Origin of the sequence: Pseudomonas batumici, from assembly GCF_000820515.1 — a bacterium.
Lineage (GTDB): Bacteria > Pseudomonadota > Gammaproteobacteria > Pseudomonadales > Pseudomonadaceae > Aquipseudomonas > Aquipseudomonas batumici.
The window spans coordinates 69,021-84,045 of sequence record NZ_JXDG01000064.1; the positions used below are offsets into that span (position 1 = coordinate 69,021).

11 protein-coding genes are annotated in these 15,025 nt (G+C 62.5%); 4 read left to right on the top strand and 7 right to left on the bottom strand.

All coding sequences use genetic code 11. From position 1 onward, the window contains the following. Positions 1–22: 22 nt before the first annotated feature. The 7 genes from UCMB321_RS25010 to UCMB321_RS25040 form a co-directional block, all read right to left on the bottom strand. A complete protein-coding gene (locus UCMB321_RS25010; protein ID WP_040071348.1) occupies positions 23–3,475 on the bottom strand; it encodes a GMC family oxidoreductase N-terminal domain-containing protein in 3,453 nt (1,150 codons plus the stop codon). A 1,195-nt stretch (positions 3,476–4,670) separates the two neighbouring features. Then, a complete protein-coding gene (etfB, locus tag UCMB321_RS25015) occupies positions 4,671–5,441 on the bottom strand; it encodes an electron transfer flavoprotein subunit beta (RefSeq protein WP_040071349.1) in 771 nt (256 codons plus the stop codon). A gap of 15 nt (positions 5,442–5,456) precedes the next feature. Further along, a complete protein-coding gene (gene etfA / locus UCMB321_RS25020; protein WP_040071350.1) occupies positions 5,457–6,677 on the bottom strand; it encodes an electron transfer flavoprotein subunit alpha in 1,221 nt (406 codons plus the stop codon). Next, the gene (gene dgcB, locus UCMB321_RS25025; protein ID WP_040071351.1) at positions 6,677–8,620 is read right to left on the bottom strand and encodes a dimethylglycine demethylation protein DgcB; all 1,944 of its coding nucleotides are present in this window, start codon (positions 8,618–8,620) and stop codon (positions 6,677–6,679) included. Before dgcB ends, etfA begins: the two co-directional genes overlap by 1 nt. A gap of 126 nt (positions 8,621–8,746) precedes the next feature. Beyond that, positions 8,747–10,807 carry a dimethylglycine demethylation protein DgcA gene (dgcA, locus tag UCMB321_RS25030; protein WP_040071352.1) on the bottom strand — a complete coding sequence of 687 codons (2,061 nt, stop codon included), beginning with the start codon at positions 10,805–10,807 and terminating at the stop codon, positions 8,747–8,749. A 15-nt stretch (positions 10,808–10,822) separates the two neighbouring features. Further along, the gene (locus UCMB321_RS25035; protein WP_040071353.1) at positions 10,823–11,353 is read right to left on the bottom strand and encodes a DUF5943 domain-containing protein; all 531 of its coding nucleotides are present in this window, start codon (positions 11,351–11,353) and stop codon (positions 10,823–10,825) included. Positions 11,354–11,449: 96 nt separating this feature from the next. Next, positions 11,450–12,427 carry a dipeptidase gene (locus tag UCMB321_RS25040; protein WP_040071354.1) on the bottom strand — a complete coding sequence of 326 codons (978 nt, stop codon included), beginning with the start codon at positions 12,425–12,427 and terminating at the stop codon, positions 11,450–11,452. Between the two features lie 269 nt (positions 12,428–12,696). Here UCMB321_RS25040 and UCMB321_RS25045 point away from each other — a divergent pair, with 269 nt between their 5' ends. The 4 genes from UCMB321_RS25045 to UCMB321_RS25060 all read left to right on the top strand — a co-directional run bounded on the left by UCMB321_RS25045 (position 12,697) and on the right by UCMB321_RS25060 (position 15,003). Beyond that, positions 12,697–13,098 (top strand): lysozyme inhibitor LprI family protein, encoded by a 402-nt coding sequence (locus UCMB321_RS25045; protein WP_040071355.1) that lies wholly within the window; start codon positions 12,697–12,699, stop codon positions 13,096–13,098. A gap of 86 nt (positions 13,099–13,184) precedes the next feature. Next, entirely contained in the window at positions 13,185–13,961 is a 777-nt protein-coding gene (locus UCMB321_RS25050) for a bestrophin-like domain (RefSeq protein ID WP_040071356.1), read from the top strand. A 67-nt stretch (positions 13,962–14,028) separates the two neighbouring features. Then, positions 14,029–14,514 carry a DUF3592 domain-containing protein gene (locus UCMB321_RS25055; RefSeq protein WP_040071357.1) on the top strand — a complete coding sequence of 162 codons (486 nt, stop codon included), beginning with the start codon at positions 14,029–14,031 and terminating at the stop codon, positions 14,512–14,514. A 165-nt stretch (positions 14,515–14,679) separates the two neighbouring features. Beyond that, positions 14,680–15,003 carry a helix-turn-helix domain-containing protein gene (locus tag UCMB321_RS25060; RefSeq protein ID WP_040071358.1) on the top strand — a complete coding sequence of 108 codons (324 nt, stop codon included), beginning with the start codon at positions 14,680–14,682 and terminating at the stop codon, positions 15,001–15,003. The last annotated feature ends 22 nt before the right edge of the window (positions 15,004–15,025 follow it).

Genomic DNA, 15,025 nt, shown 5'->3' on the forward strand with positions numbered 1-15,025 from the left:
GCGCTTTCAAGACCGTTGCGTATCAGCGCTGCGCGGTTTTCTCCAGGTGATCAAGAATCAGCGGGTACACATCCACCACCGCGTTCTTGCCGAACATGCAGTCGATATGACCGTAGCCCGGCACCACATGGCGGCTGAACAGCTCGGGGCCATGCAGCGCGACCAGGCGGTCGTAGGTCTTCTCGGTACTTTCCGGCAGGTAGCACTGGTTGTCGGCGCCGCTGATAAAGCAGATCGGCAACTGCAGCCGGTTGAAATGCGGCATGTAGACATCGTTGCCCTTGAAGTCCACCAGGTGCCCCTTGCGACAGATCAGCGCCAGGTGCTCGAAGGTCTGGATATTCGAGCTGCCAAACAGCTCGTGCAGGTTGTCGTGCAGGGTTTCGTTGAGGGTGTCGTGACGGTACAGCGAGGCATACATGAAGGTGATCCGGTGACAGACCGGGTTGGTGCAATAGCCCTGGGCCTCGATCCGCGCATAGACGTTGAGGGCCTTGTCATAGAGTTTGTTGAACCAGCTTTCCTTGCTGTCGGCATAGGCGGTCAGCGACTTGACACCCAGCGCATCGAGCCCCCCCGGCAGGTGCAGGCCGGCCTTGATCCCGGTCGCCGTGGCCACCACCGTGTCCGCGGCGATCTGCGAACAGACCACCGAGCGCACATCCGCCAGCCCCGCCAATAGCGACATGAAGAAGGTCGTGGCGCCGTAGCAATGCACCACGCACTGCACGTCCAGGGCGCCGGTCGCCTGGCGAATCTGCGCAATGGCCGCCTTGTAGTCGTACTGGGCGATCTGGTCGCCATTCCACTCCTGCTTGCTCGCCGGCAACAGGATGCTGACCCGAAAATCCAGCAGCCAGACGTCGTACTCGTGCTTGCACAGGTACTCCAGCAGGTTGGTCTGGATGGTGTCGGTGGAAAAGATATTCGAGCCCACCCCCAAGCCGTGCACCAGCATCACCGGGCCTTTGCTGCCGGCCTGGTAACGGGTCAGGCGCAACTGGACATGGTCCTCGGTCTCGAAGAAATGCACCGTCGGCACCGGCGCATCCAGCGGCCGCTTGTGCCGGGGCGGCGCATCCGGGTTGAAGTAGATATCGCCAGCAAACACGCCGCCGTAGCTCTCCCAGAGAATCCCGGCGAAGAACTTGCCGAAACGCGCCAGGGCTTCGATCCGCTCGCGCTCGCTACGGGCATTGAGCACCTTCATGGTGGTCATCTGCTTGGCGAAGTCGGCGGGTTCGATATGCATGACCCCGGAGCCGATCACCGTGCCCGTCTTGTCCGGGCCTTGATAGAGCGTGACGTAGAGGGTGCTGGTGTCCGGCCAGATATTCAGCACGCCGTTGTCTTCGGGCACCGTCTTGAAGGCGCTGAAGTAATAGTCGCGACCGTCCTCGGCGGTCAGTTTCATGTCGTAGTTCATATGGCGCACGCCGACCTGCTGCTCATACTGTTCGAACAGGTTGAACACGCCGTTGCTGGCCGTCAGCGGATAAGGCGAAAGCGCCGGTGCATCGAGGGTGCCGACCAGGGTCGCGGCATGCGCCGGTTCCTTGATCAGGCGATTGAGGTCGTTGGCGGTGATGGTCAGGGTGAACTCGATGGGCGAGTGCTGCGCCTCGCCGCGCTTGGCCGCCGCCTGGTAGAGCGCCAGGTCGGTGCCCTGGGGCTCGGTGAAGTCCCGGGAGAAATAGCCCTTCATGGTTTCGGTGAATTGCACCCCCAGGGTCGGCGGTGCCACCGGTTTGCGCGGTGCCGACGGCAGGCGGTAGTCGATGACCCAGCCGCGGTCGGCGGCCAGCAGGCCCATGTTGCGCTCGCTGACTGCGGAAATGGTCAGTAGCGGATTGACCGCCAGCGAGGTCGGAATCACCGCGCCATCGGCCACGTACAACCCCGGATAGACCGCGTTGCCGCTGGTGCCGCTGAACACCTGGCCCTTGTGGTTGACCACGCCCTGCTCGGCGTCCTCGCCCATCACGCAGCCGCCCAGCGGGTGCACCGAGACGATGCTGTGCTTGAGCAGTTTGGTCCAGATCGGGTTCGGCACCCAGACCCCGCCCAGGGCCTTGGTCGACTGGCGCAGGCGGTCGTTGCCGAGCTTGAAGTTCTCCTGTTCGCCCACTCCCGGCCAGTCGATGCGCAGCTGGTCCTTGTCATCCAGCAGCATGCGGCCCTTGCCGTCGTCATGGCTCATGATCAGGTAGGTCTGCATATTGTGCAGCGCGCCGTAGTACGGGCCGCGCAGGAAGCTTTCGGCCTCGCGGGCCTTGTAGTGGAGCTGGGCGTTGAGGCCCTTGTCGGTGGCCTCGCCGATCAACCCGGCAAACCCCGCCATGGCCGGCACCATGGGCCGCCCCAGCGCCCCCGGAATCGAGCCCTCTTCGATCACCATGCGGCTGCGCCAGTCGCCTTCGGTGCGCATGTCGATGATCGAGGTGATGCACGGACCGACCGGCTCCATCTCCTTGGCCGAATGAGCACCGAAACCGATGCCGTTGATGGTCTGTTCGCAGTTGTGGCCAAAGCCGAGGATATCGCCGTTGCCGCTCATGTTTTCGCCAAGCTGGTCGGACATCGGCACGCCTTTGCTGCGCGAACGCAGGAGGATTTCCGTGGAGCCCAGGGTGCCGGCGGAGACGACCACTATGTTGGCCCTGACGAACAGCGTCGGTGCCGAGAATGCTTCCCGGCCGCTGTCCAGGTACTGGAAGTGCACGATCCAGCCATCGCCGTCGCGTTCCAGATGCCGCACCTCGGCCTGGCAGAAAATCTCCGCGCCATGGTTCCAGGCATCCGGCAGGTAGTTCATCAAGGTGGTGTTCTTGGCCTTGTTGTTACAGCCCGAGACGCAGTCGCCGCACTGGTTGCACGGCAACTGTTCGACGCCGACATGGTTGAGATTGTTGGGCAGTTTGTCGAAGGTCACGTTGATCGGCGGCGTGTAGAAATGCGCTTTCTCTTTCAGGAAATCCGCCGACTTGCGGTTGGCGTCCAGCTTGGGCAATTTCGGCCCGGACGCCGGATAAGGGTTGGGCTTGAGCATTTCCCGGGCCCGCGCATAACCTTCGGCAAGCAGTGTGTCCCGATGCTCGCGCACCGCCTGAGGCCAGCGCGGGTCATCGAAGACCCCCGGCTCCGGCTCCAGGGACACGTTGGCATTGATCAGCGAGGTGCCCCCCAGGCCGCAACCGACCACCACGTTCTGCTGGGCATTGACGTGCAGGTCGAATAGACCGGTACGCGAACCGATATGACCGTCCGGGTCATGGACCTGCAACTCTTCCGTCGCCGCGACCATGGTGTTGGGGTATTCCCCCGGCTGGATCTCCCGCCCGCGCTCCAGCAGGCAGACACTTTTCCCGGCACGCGACAGCCGTGACGCCGCGATGCCGCCGCCATAGCCGGAACCGATCACGATGACGTCGTAGCGCTCCTTGATCTCACTGATGGGTGTCGAAATCCGTGTCATGGTTATTTCCTCTCAAGGCTAGGTCGGGCAACTCTGCGGTTGCCGCTGCAGGGGCAGACGGTGATGTCACAGGCGAACGCACCCACGGGCTCCACGTACGAGCCGGTTGTGCACAGGGAGATCGGAGCGCGCCGGCGCCAGGGCAGAGGCTATAGGCGAGCACGCTGATTGCGGGCATGGCGATGAATACGCCGGGGAACCAGGGCACTGGCTCGGGCCACGGCATTGAGGCCGGGGAGTGGCGGTGGGCGGTGGTGCGGTTGGCGACCCATCAAGCGTTCTCCCTGAACCTGATATGGAAGCGAATAACGTGGTGTCCTTGTGGGATGAGTGAAGACTTTGGGCAGGGGGGTGTCAATGAACACCCTTAGAACTGTATGAAATTTGATCTATAGCGCTGCGCGCTATAAGAATCGGGGCCTAGCGACCTTAGCGAACAACTTATCCACAGAGCCACCCACAGCAAATGTGGGCAAGTGGCGGTTTATGCGACGTCGATGGAGGCGGAATCTGAATAAAATCCGTGACTTATTCAGAAACCCCTGTTCAGGCAGGGATTGATCGTTTTTTAACCTTATCTTTGAAAGCCATGTATTTAAAGGCCTGTAGAGGACCGCGAACACCTTATCCACAGAAAGGCCAACAGACTTTGTGTGCAAGTCGGCGATTTATCCAGGGCTCTGTGGAAAACCGCTGAAAGCCGCGAAAACAGAAGGTTTCAGAACGATCAAATGCAGCAAAAGACGTGTTTGTATATTTTTTGATCAAACCTTTGCAAGCCTTATAAAACAAGGCCCACAAGGGATAGCAAACATCTTATCCACAAAAGCGCCAACAGACTTTGTTAACAACTGGCCGCCCGCACGTAATCCTGCAAAGCCCTTATCCACATAAAAACTCGAGTAAAAACCGCCAGTTAGGCTGATCATTTTTCGTACTAAGGGCTACAGGGGTTGATCTGCGTGGGGTGTGGCGATGCACAAACACCTTATCCACAGGCCGGCCCACAGTCTCTGTGGACACTTGGCCGTCCGGCAAAGGTCTGAAGTGTCAAAGGGCAGGAAATGATGCCATCGAACGTCGGGCGACACGCTTTCCACAGCGCGCCCTGTTCTGGCAGTAAAGAGGTATTGGACTGATGCGTTGATGAGGGAGCCCTCGCGGGTACTCCCCCGAAACCTGCAGCGTGCCGTTTTCAGCGCAGCACGCCTTCCTCGATCAACAGCTTGAGAATCGCTTCGGCCCCGGCCTCGGCGCTGACGCCCTTGAGCACCTGCCCGCCGCCGCCACTGGCCTTGGCCGTCGCCGCCTTCATCCGGTCGGCACCGCTCTTGGCCTTGATCACCTTCAGGCGCTTGGGCCGTGGCTTGGCCGGTTGCAGCAGCGCACCGGTGAATAACTCATCCTCCAGCACCTCCACTTCCTCGGCGTGCAACACCCCACGCTGCGCCGGGCCGTAGGCACTTTGCCGTGGCTTGGGCGCGGCGTTATCCACCGTGGCGAGAAACGGCAGACGGACTTTCAGCCGACGCCGCTGCCCACGTGGCAAGGCTTGCAGCACATGGGCGACGCCATTGGCGATGGACTCGACCTGGGCCAGCCCCACCACCAGCGGCCAACCGAGGTTTTCCGCCAGCAGGAACGGCAGCATGCCCGAGCCTTCGCCGGTTTCCGCCTGGCTACCCGTGAGAACAAGCTGGGCCCCGGCATCGCGCAGATAATCGGTCAACACCGGCAGCGCGTCGGCGCCGGCCGGTTGTTCCAGCACCCGCAACTCGTCCAGGCCCATGCCCAGGTAAGCCCGCAGCGCCGGCTCCGAGACATCGCCGGCATGCACCACCTGCAAGTTATCCCCAGCCAGTTGCAAACCCAGTTCCACCGCGCGGGCATCCTGCTCGGCGCGACGGGCGCGGCCGGAGGTGGGGTGGGCACCGATGGACACCAGGCTGATTACATTCGTACTCATGACGTCATCCCTACCTTAAGCCGCATCGCGCTTGGCGCCGTTGCGATATGCCGTCACCGCCGCGATCAGGGCGCGGAAGATCTCGCTGCTCTCGCCGATCACCGACAGGTCGGCACGCTTGATCATGTCGCAACCCGGATCGAGGTTGATCGCCACCACCTTGTCGCAGGCACCGATGCCTTGCAGGTGCTGGATCGCCCCGGAAATCCCCACGGCCACGTAGACCCGCGCGGTGACCCAGGTGCCGCTGGCGCCGACCTGGCGGTCGCGGGCCATGAAGCCGTCGTCCACCGCCACCCGCGAAGCGCCTTCGGTGGCGCCCAGGGCCGCCGCCGTTTCATGGAACAGCGCCCAGTCCTTGACCCCGTTGCCGCCGGAGAAAATGAATTCGGCTTCGGCCATGGGAATCGCCCCCGGGTCCACCGCCACCGCGCCGAGATCCTCGATACGTGGCAGGCTTCGGGCGATGCTTGTGGATAACTCCACGGGCAAGGCTTCGTGACGGGTTTCGCTGACCGGCTCGGCGCATTCGGCGGCGGCCAGGATCAGGCGCGCCAAGGGTCGTGCCAGGTCCTGCAGGCCGGCACCGGCGCGACCGATGCACTCGTCGCCCTTGACCTGCCAGACCCGCGTGGCCGGGCGTTCGCCCAGGCTGGCGGCAAAGCGCCGGCCCAGTTCGCCACCGCCGCTGCGGCTGTCCGGCAGCAACCAGTGACGGGGATTGAACTGGTTATCCACAGCCCGCAGGCCCTGGACCCGCTGTTCCGGTGAGTAACCGCTGAACTCATCGCCGTCGAGCACCAGCAGGCGGTCGACGCCGGCGGTTTCGAAGGTGGATTCCTTGTGCTCGCCAAAGACCACGGCCAGGACCGCGCCGTCCTTGCCCGCCATCTGGTGGGCCAGGCCCAGCAGATCGCGGTCGTGACTGCTCAGGCGACCGCCGACCATGTCCGGCACCACGCTGATATAGAACGCCGGTTGCAGCACCTGGTGCAGCGGCAGTTGTACCTCGACGCTGGCCGAACGCTTGGTCGCGCCGCCCTGCTGGGCGCCGCTGCGATCGATGCGCTTGATGCCGTTGGGGCCGATGAAACCGACGCCATGGACGTTCTTGCGGATCAGACCGTTAGGTCCCATCCAGCTGTGTTGTACCGGTTGCATGGCCGCGTGCAGCGGGTGCAGGCGGTTGCGGGCGATCCACTCGGCGCGCGGGTCGCGGCGGATAATATCGCTCATCAGTGCACCTCCGCAGGTTCACGCTTGGGGGCTGGCTTGCTCGGTGCCGCGTCTTCAAGCAGGGCATCGGCCACCAGTTCGGCCAGGTCCTTGATCAAGGGACGCGGTTCGACCACGCCTTCGAGCATCGCCGTGCATTGCGGGCAACCGACCGCCACCAGTTCGGCGCCGGTTTCGCGGATGTCTTCCATGCGCATGTCGGGAATCCGCTGCTTGCCGGGGATATCGGTGATCGGTGCACCGCCACCGCCGCCGCAGCAACGGGAACGGAAACCGGAACGTTGCATTTCCTTGACCTCGATCCCCAGTGCCCGCAGCACGTCACGCGGCGCTTCATACTCGCCGTTGTAGCGGCCCAGGTAGCACGGATCGTGATAGGTCACGCTGTTGCCCTTGTGCTCACCGAGATTCAAGGCACCGGCGCCGATCAGTTCGGCCATGTAGGTGCTGTGATGCTGCACCAGGTAGTTGCCGCCGAAGGCACCGTATTCATTCTTCAGTACATGGAAACTGTGAGGATCGCAGGTGACGATGCGCTTGAAGCTGTATTTGGCCAGGGTCTGGATATTGCGTTTGGCCAACAGCTGGAAGGTCGCCTCGTCGCCCAGGCGCCGGGCCACGTCACCGCTGTCGCGCTCTTCCAGGCCGAGCACCGCGAAGTCGACCTTGGCCGCCTTCAGCACTTTGACGAAGGCGCGCAAGGTGCGCTGGTTGCGCATGTCGAAGGCGCCGTCGCCGACCCAGAACAGCACGTCGGTGGTTTTCTTCTCGCCGAGCACGCTGAGGTTCAGGTCCGCCGCCCAGTTCATCCGCCCGCCCGGGGCGAAACCGCCGGGGTTGTCGGTGGCGATCAGGTTTTCCAGGACTTCGGCGCCCTTGTTCGGCGTGGCGCCTTTTTCCAGGGTCAGGTGACGACGCATGTCGACGATGGCATCGACGTGCTCGATCATCATCGGGCATTCCTCGACGCAGGCGCGGCAGGTGGTGCAGGACCACAGGGTCTCGGCGTCCACCAGGCCGTTGACGATCGGTTGGTGCGGGTTGCCCGAATGCTCGCCGATGGCTTTTCCAGGGTATGGACTGCCGGCGAAGTTCGCGTCAGTACCGCCCGCCAGACCGACCACCATGTCCTGGATCAGTTTTTTCGGGTTCAACGGCTGGCCGGCGGCGAACGCCGGGCAGGCGGCTTCACATTTACCGCACTGCACGCAGGCGTCGAAGCCCAGCAGTTGGTTCCAGGTGAAGTCCTTGGGTTTCTCCACGCCCAGCGGCGCTTTCGGGTCGCTCAGGTCCAGCGGCTTGAGGCCGGTGGAACGGCCGCCGCCGAAGCGTTCGGCACGGCGGTGCCAGGCCAGGTGCAGGGCACCGGCGAAGGCGTGCTTCATCGGGCCGCCCCAGGTCATGCCGAGGAATAGCTCGGACACGCCCCACAGCACACCGATGCCGAAGATCACCGCCAGTACCCAGCCGCCGAAGTCTTCCGGAAGGATGCCGGCCACCGGCAGGGTCACCAGGAAGAACGACGCCGAGAAGGCCAGCAGGCTTTTCGGCAGGCGCATCCACGGGCCTTTCGACAGACGGCTCGGCGGGTTGCGGCGGCGCAGATAGACAAAGATCGCACCGACAAACATCACCGCCGACATCAGCAGCAAGGCATAGCCGAGGATCTGGTTATGCAGGCCGAAACCGTGCACCAGGATCGCCAGCACGATCGACGCCACCGCGCCGCCGGCCGTGGCGACGTGGGTGTTGGCGATGTATTTGTCCCGCGCCACTACATGGTGCAGGTCGACCATATAGCGCTTGGGCATGGCGAAAAGGCCGCCGAGCAGATCGACTTTCGAGGGTCGACCGCGACGCCACATGGCGATCCGCCGCAGCGCGCCGAGGACGCCAAGGCCCAGGGCGGCAAACAGCAGGATGGGAAGAAGGGTGTTCAACATGGTGCAGCTCCCAAAGACCTCGGGGCTCGGCAGGAGCCGGTCGGCTGGCGATTCAGGCAACGCGGTGCATCAGTCAACCCGCGTTATCGTTCATCGCCGGCAAGCCGGCTCCCACAGGAGGGTGGCTTAGAAATCCTTGCACAGACGCAACGCGTCATAGATCGCCGCGTGCGTGTTGCGCTGGGCCACGCAGTCGCCGATGCGGAACAGCAGGTAGCCGTCACCGGGTTGGCTCAGGCACGGCTGCGGCTTGATCGCGAACAGGGCTTCGACATCGATCTGGCCCTTGTTGCGCGAACCTTCCTTGAGCCCGTAGTAGATTTCCTCGTCCGGACGCACGCCGTTCTCCACCACCACCTGGTCCACCACCCGCTCCTCCTTGGCGCCGGTGTATTCGTTCTCCAGCACTGCCACCAGCTTGTCGCCCTCGCGATAGACCTTCTCCAGCATCATGTCGCCGGTCATGATCACTTCTTTCGGGTACATGCTGCGGTAGTAGGTCGGGAACGACGTACCGCCAATCGCCACGCCCGGTTTGATATCGTCGGTGACGATTTCCACCTGGCTGCCCTTGTCGGCGAGGAAGTCGGCCACCGACATACCGGTGAACTCGCAGATGGTGTCGTAGACCAGTACGTTCTTGCCCGGTGCGACCTTGCCGTCCAGCACGTCCCAACTGCTGACCACCAGCCCTTCAGCGGCGCCCCAGTGTTCGTTCTGCTCCAGATTCGGATGCCCGCCGACGGCCAGCACCACGATGTCCGGGCGCAGGTCGAGAATGGTCGCGGCATCGGCGGCGGTGCCCAGGCGCAGGTCGACCTTCAGGCGCGCCAGCTCCAGCTGGAACCAGCGGGTGATACCGGCGATCTGGTCACGCTGCGGCGCCTTCGAGGCCGTGGTGATCTGCCCGCCGATGGCGTCTTTCTTCTCGAACAGGGTCACATCGTGCCCGCGTTCAGCGGCCACGCGCGCGGCCTCCATCCCGGCAGGACCGGCACCGACGATCACCACCTTGCGCTTGGGCCCGGTGGATTTCTCGATGATGTGCGGCACGCCCATGTATTCACGGGAAGTCGCGGCGTTCTGGATGCACAGCACATCCAGGCCCTGGTACTGCCGGTCGATGCAGTAGTTGGCGCCGACGCATTGCTTGATCTGGTCGACCTGGCCCATCTTGATCTTGGCGATCAGGTGCGGGTCGGCGATATGCGCGCGGGTCATGCCGACCATGTCGACATAGCCGCCTTCGAGGATACGGGTGGCCTGGTTCGGGTCCTTGATGTTCTGCGCGTGCAGCACCGGAACCTTGACCACTTCCTTGATCCCGGCCGCCAGGTGCAGGAACGGCTCCGGCGGGAAGCTCATGTTCGGGATCACGTTGGCCAGGGTGTTGTGGGTGTCGCAGCCCGAACCGACCACGCCGATGAAGTCGAGCATGCCGGTGTCGTCGTAATACTTGGCGATCTGCTTCATGTCCTCGTGGGACAGGCCGTCCGGGTGGAATTCGTCACCGCAGATGCGCATGCCGACGCAGAAATCGTCGCCGACTTCCTTGCGCACGGCCTTGAGCACTTCCAGGCCGAACTTCATCCGGCCTTCGAAGGTGCCGCCCCATTCGTCGGTCCGCTTGTTGACCCGCGGGCTCCAGAACTGGTCGATCATGTGCTGGTGCACGGCGGACAGCTCGACGCCGTCCAGGCCGCCGGCCTTGGCCCGGCGCGCGGCCTGGGCATAGTTGCCAATCACCCGCCAGATCTCTTCCGGCTCGATGGTCTTGCAGGTGGCACGGTGCACCGGCTCACGCACGCCCGAAGGCGACATCAGGGTCGGCCAGTTGAAACCGTCCCAACGCGAGCGACGGCCCATGTGGGTAATCTGGATCATGATCTTGGCGCCATGCTTGTGCATGGCGTCGGCCAGGTTCTGGAAGTGCGGAATGATGCGATCGGTGGACAGGTTCACCGAGCTCCACCACTCCTGCGGGCTGTCGATGGCCACCACGGACGAGCCACCGCAGATCGCCAGGCCGATGCCGCCCTTGGCTTTCTCTTCGTAATACTTCACATAGCGCTCGGTGGTCATCCCGCCGTCGGTGGCATACACCTCGGCGTGGGCGGTACTGAGCACGCGGTTGCGGATGGTCAGCTTGCCGATCTGGATCGGCTGGAACATTGCTTCGAAAGCCATGGTGCGATCCTCGACTTACAACGGCTTGACAGTAAACAGGCCATCGTCGTGACCTTCTTCGGAACCACCGTAGACCTGCTCGGCCACGGTGCGGATCGCGCTGCCGCGCGCGGCCAGGATCTGGTCCATGGCGCCGGCGAACCAGCCGGTGAACATGTAGTCGACCTTGCGCCCGACCTTGCCGTAGACGTAGACGAACGCCGAGTGTTCGAGCTTGACGCTGGCAGTGCCCTTGTCGAGGTCGATGTCCTGGATCTTGAACAGGCCCCAGCCGCGTTGCGACAGGCGCTTCATGTAGTGTTCGAACACCGCGACGCCTTCCAGGCCATGGCATTCGGCTTCTTTTTCACACCAGTGCCAGGCGGACTTGTAGCCGGCCTTGTAGAGGATCTCGGCGTAGGCCTCGGCCCCCAGGACTTCTTCGATGCCCATGTGGTTGTTGACGAAGAAGTGCCGCGGCACGTAGAGCATCGGCAGGGCGTCGGAGGTCCAGACACCGGTTTCGCTGTCGACTTCGATAGGCAGTTGCGGGGCGATTTTAGCCATGGGTAACACTCCAGAATTCGTTGATCGCGGCTGGCCGCTTACGCCCTGCGCGACCGGCGCGCAGGGTGTGTTGTCAGTTGGGAAAAGACCGCGGCGTTATTCGCCCCAGACGTCCTTGAGGACGTTGACCCAGTTTTCGCCCATGATCTTGCGCACCACGCGCTCGCTGTGACCGCGCTTGAGCAGGGTCTCGGTGAGGTTGGGGAACTCGCCCACGGTGCGGATGCCCAGCGGGTTGATAATCTTGCCGAAACTGGTCAGGCGACGGGCGTAGCCCTTGTCGTGGGTCAGGTATTCGAAGAAGTCCTGGCCATGGCCCTGGGTGAAGTCGGTGCCGATGCCGATGGCGTCTTCGCCGACGATGTTCATGGTGTATTCGATGGCTTCGGCGTAGTCGTCGATGGTCGAATCGATGCCCTTGGCGAGGAACGGCGCGAACATGGTCACACCGACGAAACCGCCGTGGTCGGCAATGAATTTCAACTCTTCATCGGACTTGTTGCGCGGGTGCTCCTTGAGCCCCGACGGCAGGCAATGGGAGTAGCAGACCGGCTTTTTCGATTCGAGGATGACTTCCTCGGAGGTCTTGGAACCGACGTGGGACAGGTCGCACATCACCCCGACCCGGTTCATTTCGGCGACGATCTCGCGACCGAAGCCCGACAGGCCGCCGTCACGCTCGTAGCAACCGGTGCCCACCAGGTTCTGGGTGTTGTAGCACATCTGCACAATGCCGACGCCCAGTTGCTTGAAGATCTCGACATAGCCGATCTGGTCTTCGAAGGCGTGGGCATTCTGGAAGCCGAACAGGATACCGGTCTTGCCCAGTTCCTTGGCCTTGCGAATGTCGGCGGTGGTGCGCACCGGCATGACCAGGTCGCTGTTCTCGCGGATCAGCTTCTGGCTCGAGGCGATGCTGTTGATGGTGGCCTGGAAGCCTTCCCACACCGACACGGTGCAGTTGGCGGCGGTCAGCCCGCCTTTGCGCATGTCCTCGAACAGTTCGCGGTTCCACTTGGCAATGATCAGCCCGTCGATAACGATGCTGTCGGCGTGCAGTTCGGCTGGGCTCATCAGGCTGTCCCCTATTGGCGATTCACGCGCCGAATCGTCTGCCGGCGCTTTGGGATCAGCATATGCCCAGGGGGCCACGGAGCCGGGTGCAAAAACGACAGGGGAATTGCCGAAAGCGTCAATCCGCGACAAAGGGACGCCGCTGCGCAGATTTCCGGGTCGTAGCTTTAAGTACTTGTCCATGTACGACTATTCTTTGACGCGGGCTTGAGACAGAATTGCCCTCCATCGCTTTGCCACCTCTATTTATCAAGGATCGGGACGCCGCAATGAAATCGATTTTCCTGGCTTTGGCGCTTGTCAGCCTGGGTGCCCACGCGGCTGAAGACACGGGCACCTCGCCCTGCGACGCGGTCGAAAACGACCAGCAGACCCTGGAGTGCGCCACCTACAGCAAGAACACCGCCGAGCAGTTGCTCAAGGAAAACTTCGACGCGCTGCTGGACCGGGTCAAGACGCAATATGCCAATGACAAGGCGCAACTGGCCGACATCACCGGCAAGCTGCAGACCGCCCAGCAGCTCTGGACCAAGTCGCGGGATGCCGATTGCGCTATCGCGCCGTTGCCGGCCAAGCCCGGGAGCAAGGCGTTCACCATCGACCAGTACGACTGTATCGCGAGCAAGAGCGACGAACGGTCGGAATTTCTCGAGTCGATTGCCCAGGAATAATCCGGGGCGGCTGTCTACACTGGGGCAAATCCCGTCCTGAGTCGGCTGTACAGGCGAGGCGTTGACGATCTTCACAGGATTTTCGCATGCACTCACTTTCAGCCATTCCGTGGTACGCCCTGGCGATTTTCGTCGCCATTGTGCTGTTCATCGAAATCGGTCGCCGGATCGGTGCCCGGCACCTGGCCCTCGATCCCGAGGGCGCGCGGACCGGGACCGGTGCCATCGAGGGCGCGGTCTTCGGCCTGTTGGCGTTGTTGATCGCCTTTACCTTTTCCGGTGCGGCCACCCGGCTGGACACCCGTCGCAACCTGATCGTCGAAGAAACCAACGCCATGGGCACCGCCTGGTTGCGCCTGGACCTGCTGCCGCCGGCCAGCCAACCGGCCTTGCGCCAGGCGTTTCGCGATTATGTGGATGCACGCATTGCCTATTATCGCGACCTGAGCGAACTCGACCCCACCAACCAGGACAGCCAGCGGGCCAACGCCCTGCAGGCGGACATCTGGAAACAGGCGATCGCCGCGCTGCCACAGATGCCGACACCGGCGCTGGGCTCGAATGTGCTGCAGGCCCTCAACCAGATGATCGACATCACCACCACCCGCGCCGTGGCGCAGCAAACTCATCCGCCGCTGATCATCTACCTGATGCTGATCGCCCTGACCCAGGTCAGTGCCCTGTTCATCGGCTACGGGATGGCCGGCACGGCCACGCGCAACTGGCTGCACAGCCTGGGTTATGCGCTGGTGATGGTCTGCGTGCTGTATGTGATCCTGGATTTCGAGTTTCCCCGGATCGGCCTTATCCGCGTCGACTACTTCGACCAGATCATGCTGGACCTGCGCAAAAGCATGGACTGAGCGCCTGCGCAGGTGCCAGACAGCGACTAGACTGGGGCGTGAACTCACTCATTCAAAAGGAACTTGAATGTACGCTCCCCGAGAAACCGAACAGGACTACCTCTTTACCCGAGGCGTCCTGCTGCTTTTCCTGATTATCCTGGCCTTTGGCATGGCGGCGCTGTCCAAGAGCGGCGGGCTGCTGTATGCCGCCATCCAGGCGGCGCCACGGGAAGTGACCGGCACCATCACGCAGGTCATCGCCACCCGCAAATCGGCCTCCCCGGCGGATATCCAGTACGCCTTCGACTACGAAGCGGGCAACCGCGGCCAGGGGACCCACTCGCTGAACGCGATGGTGGCGAACCCGACGTACCGGATCGGCGATCCGGTGCAGATCGTCTATTCCGACTGGTTTCCGAACTTTCACAGCCTGAAATCCGAATTCAGCTTCAAACGCGCGGATTTCTACATTTTCAGCGCCAGTTTGAGCCTGATCGTGCTGTGCGTCTGCCTGCTGTGCTGGAATTACAGGCAGATGGCCAGGTTTCGTGAGGAGGGCGTCTATTACTGAACGGCCCCTGAATAGCTTGGCCTGCCTACGTAACATCCGGACAACGTTCACGCGTTGTCCCGTGGAAAGATATAAGTAAGTATTCGCAATTCTTATAAAAGACTTATATCTCTCTATGAATACGGCTAACGTATGAGAGTTGGTCTCTACGGCTCAAGAAACGCGATGAACGTACCTACTGAAATCCAGATCATCAACGGTGCCGACGGGCGGCCGGCGTTCGTCGTCATCCCCTATGCGCAATACGTGGCGCAGCAGACAGAAGCCGATTTGATTCCCCATGAGGTGGTCAGCCGTATCGTCGACGGCGCAACCCCCATTCGCGCCTGGCGTGAACATCTGGACCTGACGCAGGACGAAGTGGCCAAGCGCCTGGGCATTTCCCAGCCGGCCTATGCCCAGCAGGAATCCGTGAACAAACCCCGCAAGGCGACCCGCGAGAAAATTGCCGCGGCCTTCGGCATCAAGGCCGACCAACTGGAACTCTAGCCCTCCCCTTTTTCCCAAGGAC

Bases quoted from the DNA above. Each gene is read 5' to 3' on its own strand.
- UCMB321_RS25060 (WP_040071358.1), top strand. From the start codon at position 14,680: ATGAACGTACCTACTGAAATCCAGATCATCAACGGTGCCGACGGGCGG.
- dgcA (WP_040071352.1), bottom strand. From the start codon at position 10,807: ATGGCTTTCGAAGCAATGTTCCAGCCGATCCAGATCGGCAAGCTGACC.
- etfA (WP_040071350.1), bottom strand. From the start codon at position 6,677: ATGAGCGATATTATCCGCCGCGACCCGCGCGCCGAGTGGATCGCCCGC.
- UCMB321_RS25055 (WP_040071357.1), top strand. From the start codon at position 14,029: ATGTACGCTCCCCGAGAAACCGAACAGGACTACCTCTTTACCCGAGGC.
- UCMB321_RS25010 (WP_040071348.1), bottom strand. From the start codon at position 3,475: ATGACACGGATTTCGACACCCATCAGTGAGATCAAGGAGCGCTACGAC.
- UCMB321_RS25035 (WP_040071353.1), bottom strand. From the start codon at position 11,353: ATGGCTAAAATCGCCCCGCAACTGCCTATCGAAGTCGACAGCGAAACC.
- dgcB (WP_040071351.1), bottom strand. From the start codon at position 8,620: ATGTTGAACACCCTTCTTCCCATCCTGCTGTTTGCCGCCCTGGGCCTT.
- UCMB321_RS25040 (WP_040071354.1), bottom strand. From the start codon at position 12,427: ATGAGCCCAGCCGAACTGCACGCCGACAGCATCGTTATCGACGGGCTG.
- UCMB321_RS25045 (WP_040071355.1), top strand. From the start codon at position 12,697: ATGAAATCGATTTTCCTGGCTTTGGCGCTTGTCAGCCTGGGTGCCCAC.
- UCMB321_RS25050 (WP_040071356.1), top strand. From the start codon at position 13,185: ATGCACTCACTTTCAGCCATTCCGTGGTACGCCCTGGCGATTTTCGTC.
- etfB (WP_040071349.1), bottom strand. From the start codon at position 5,441: ATGAGTACGAATGTAATCAGCCTGGTGTCCATCGGTGCCCACCCCACC.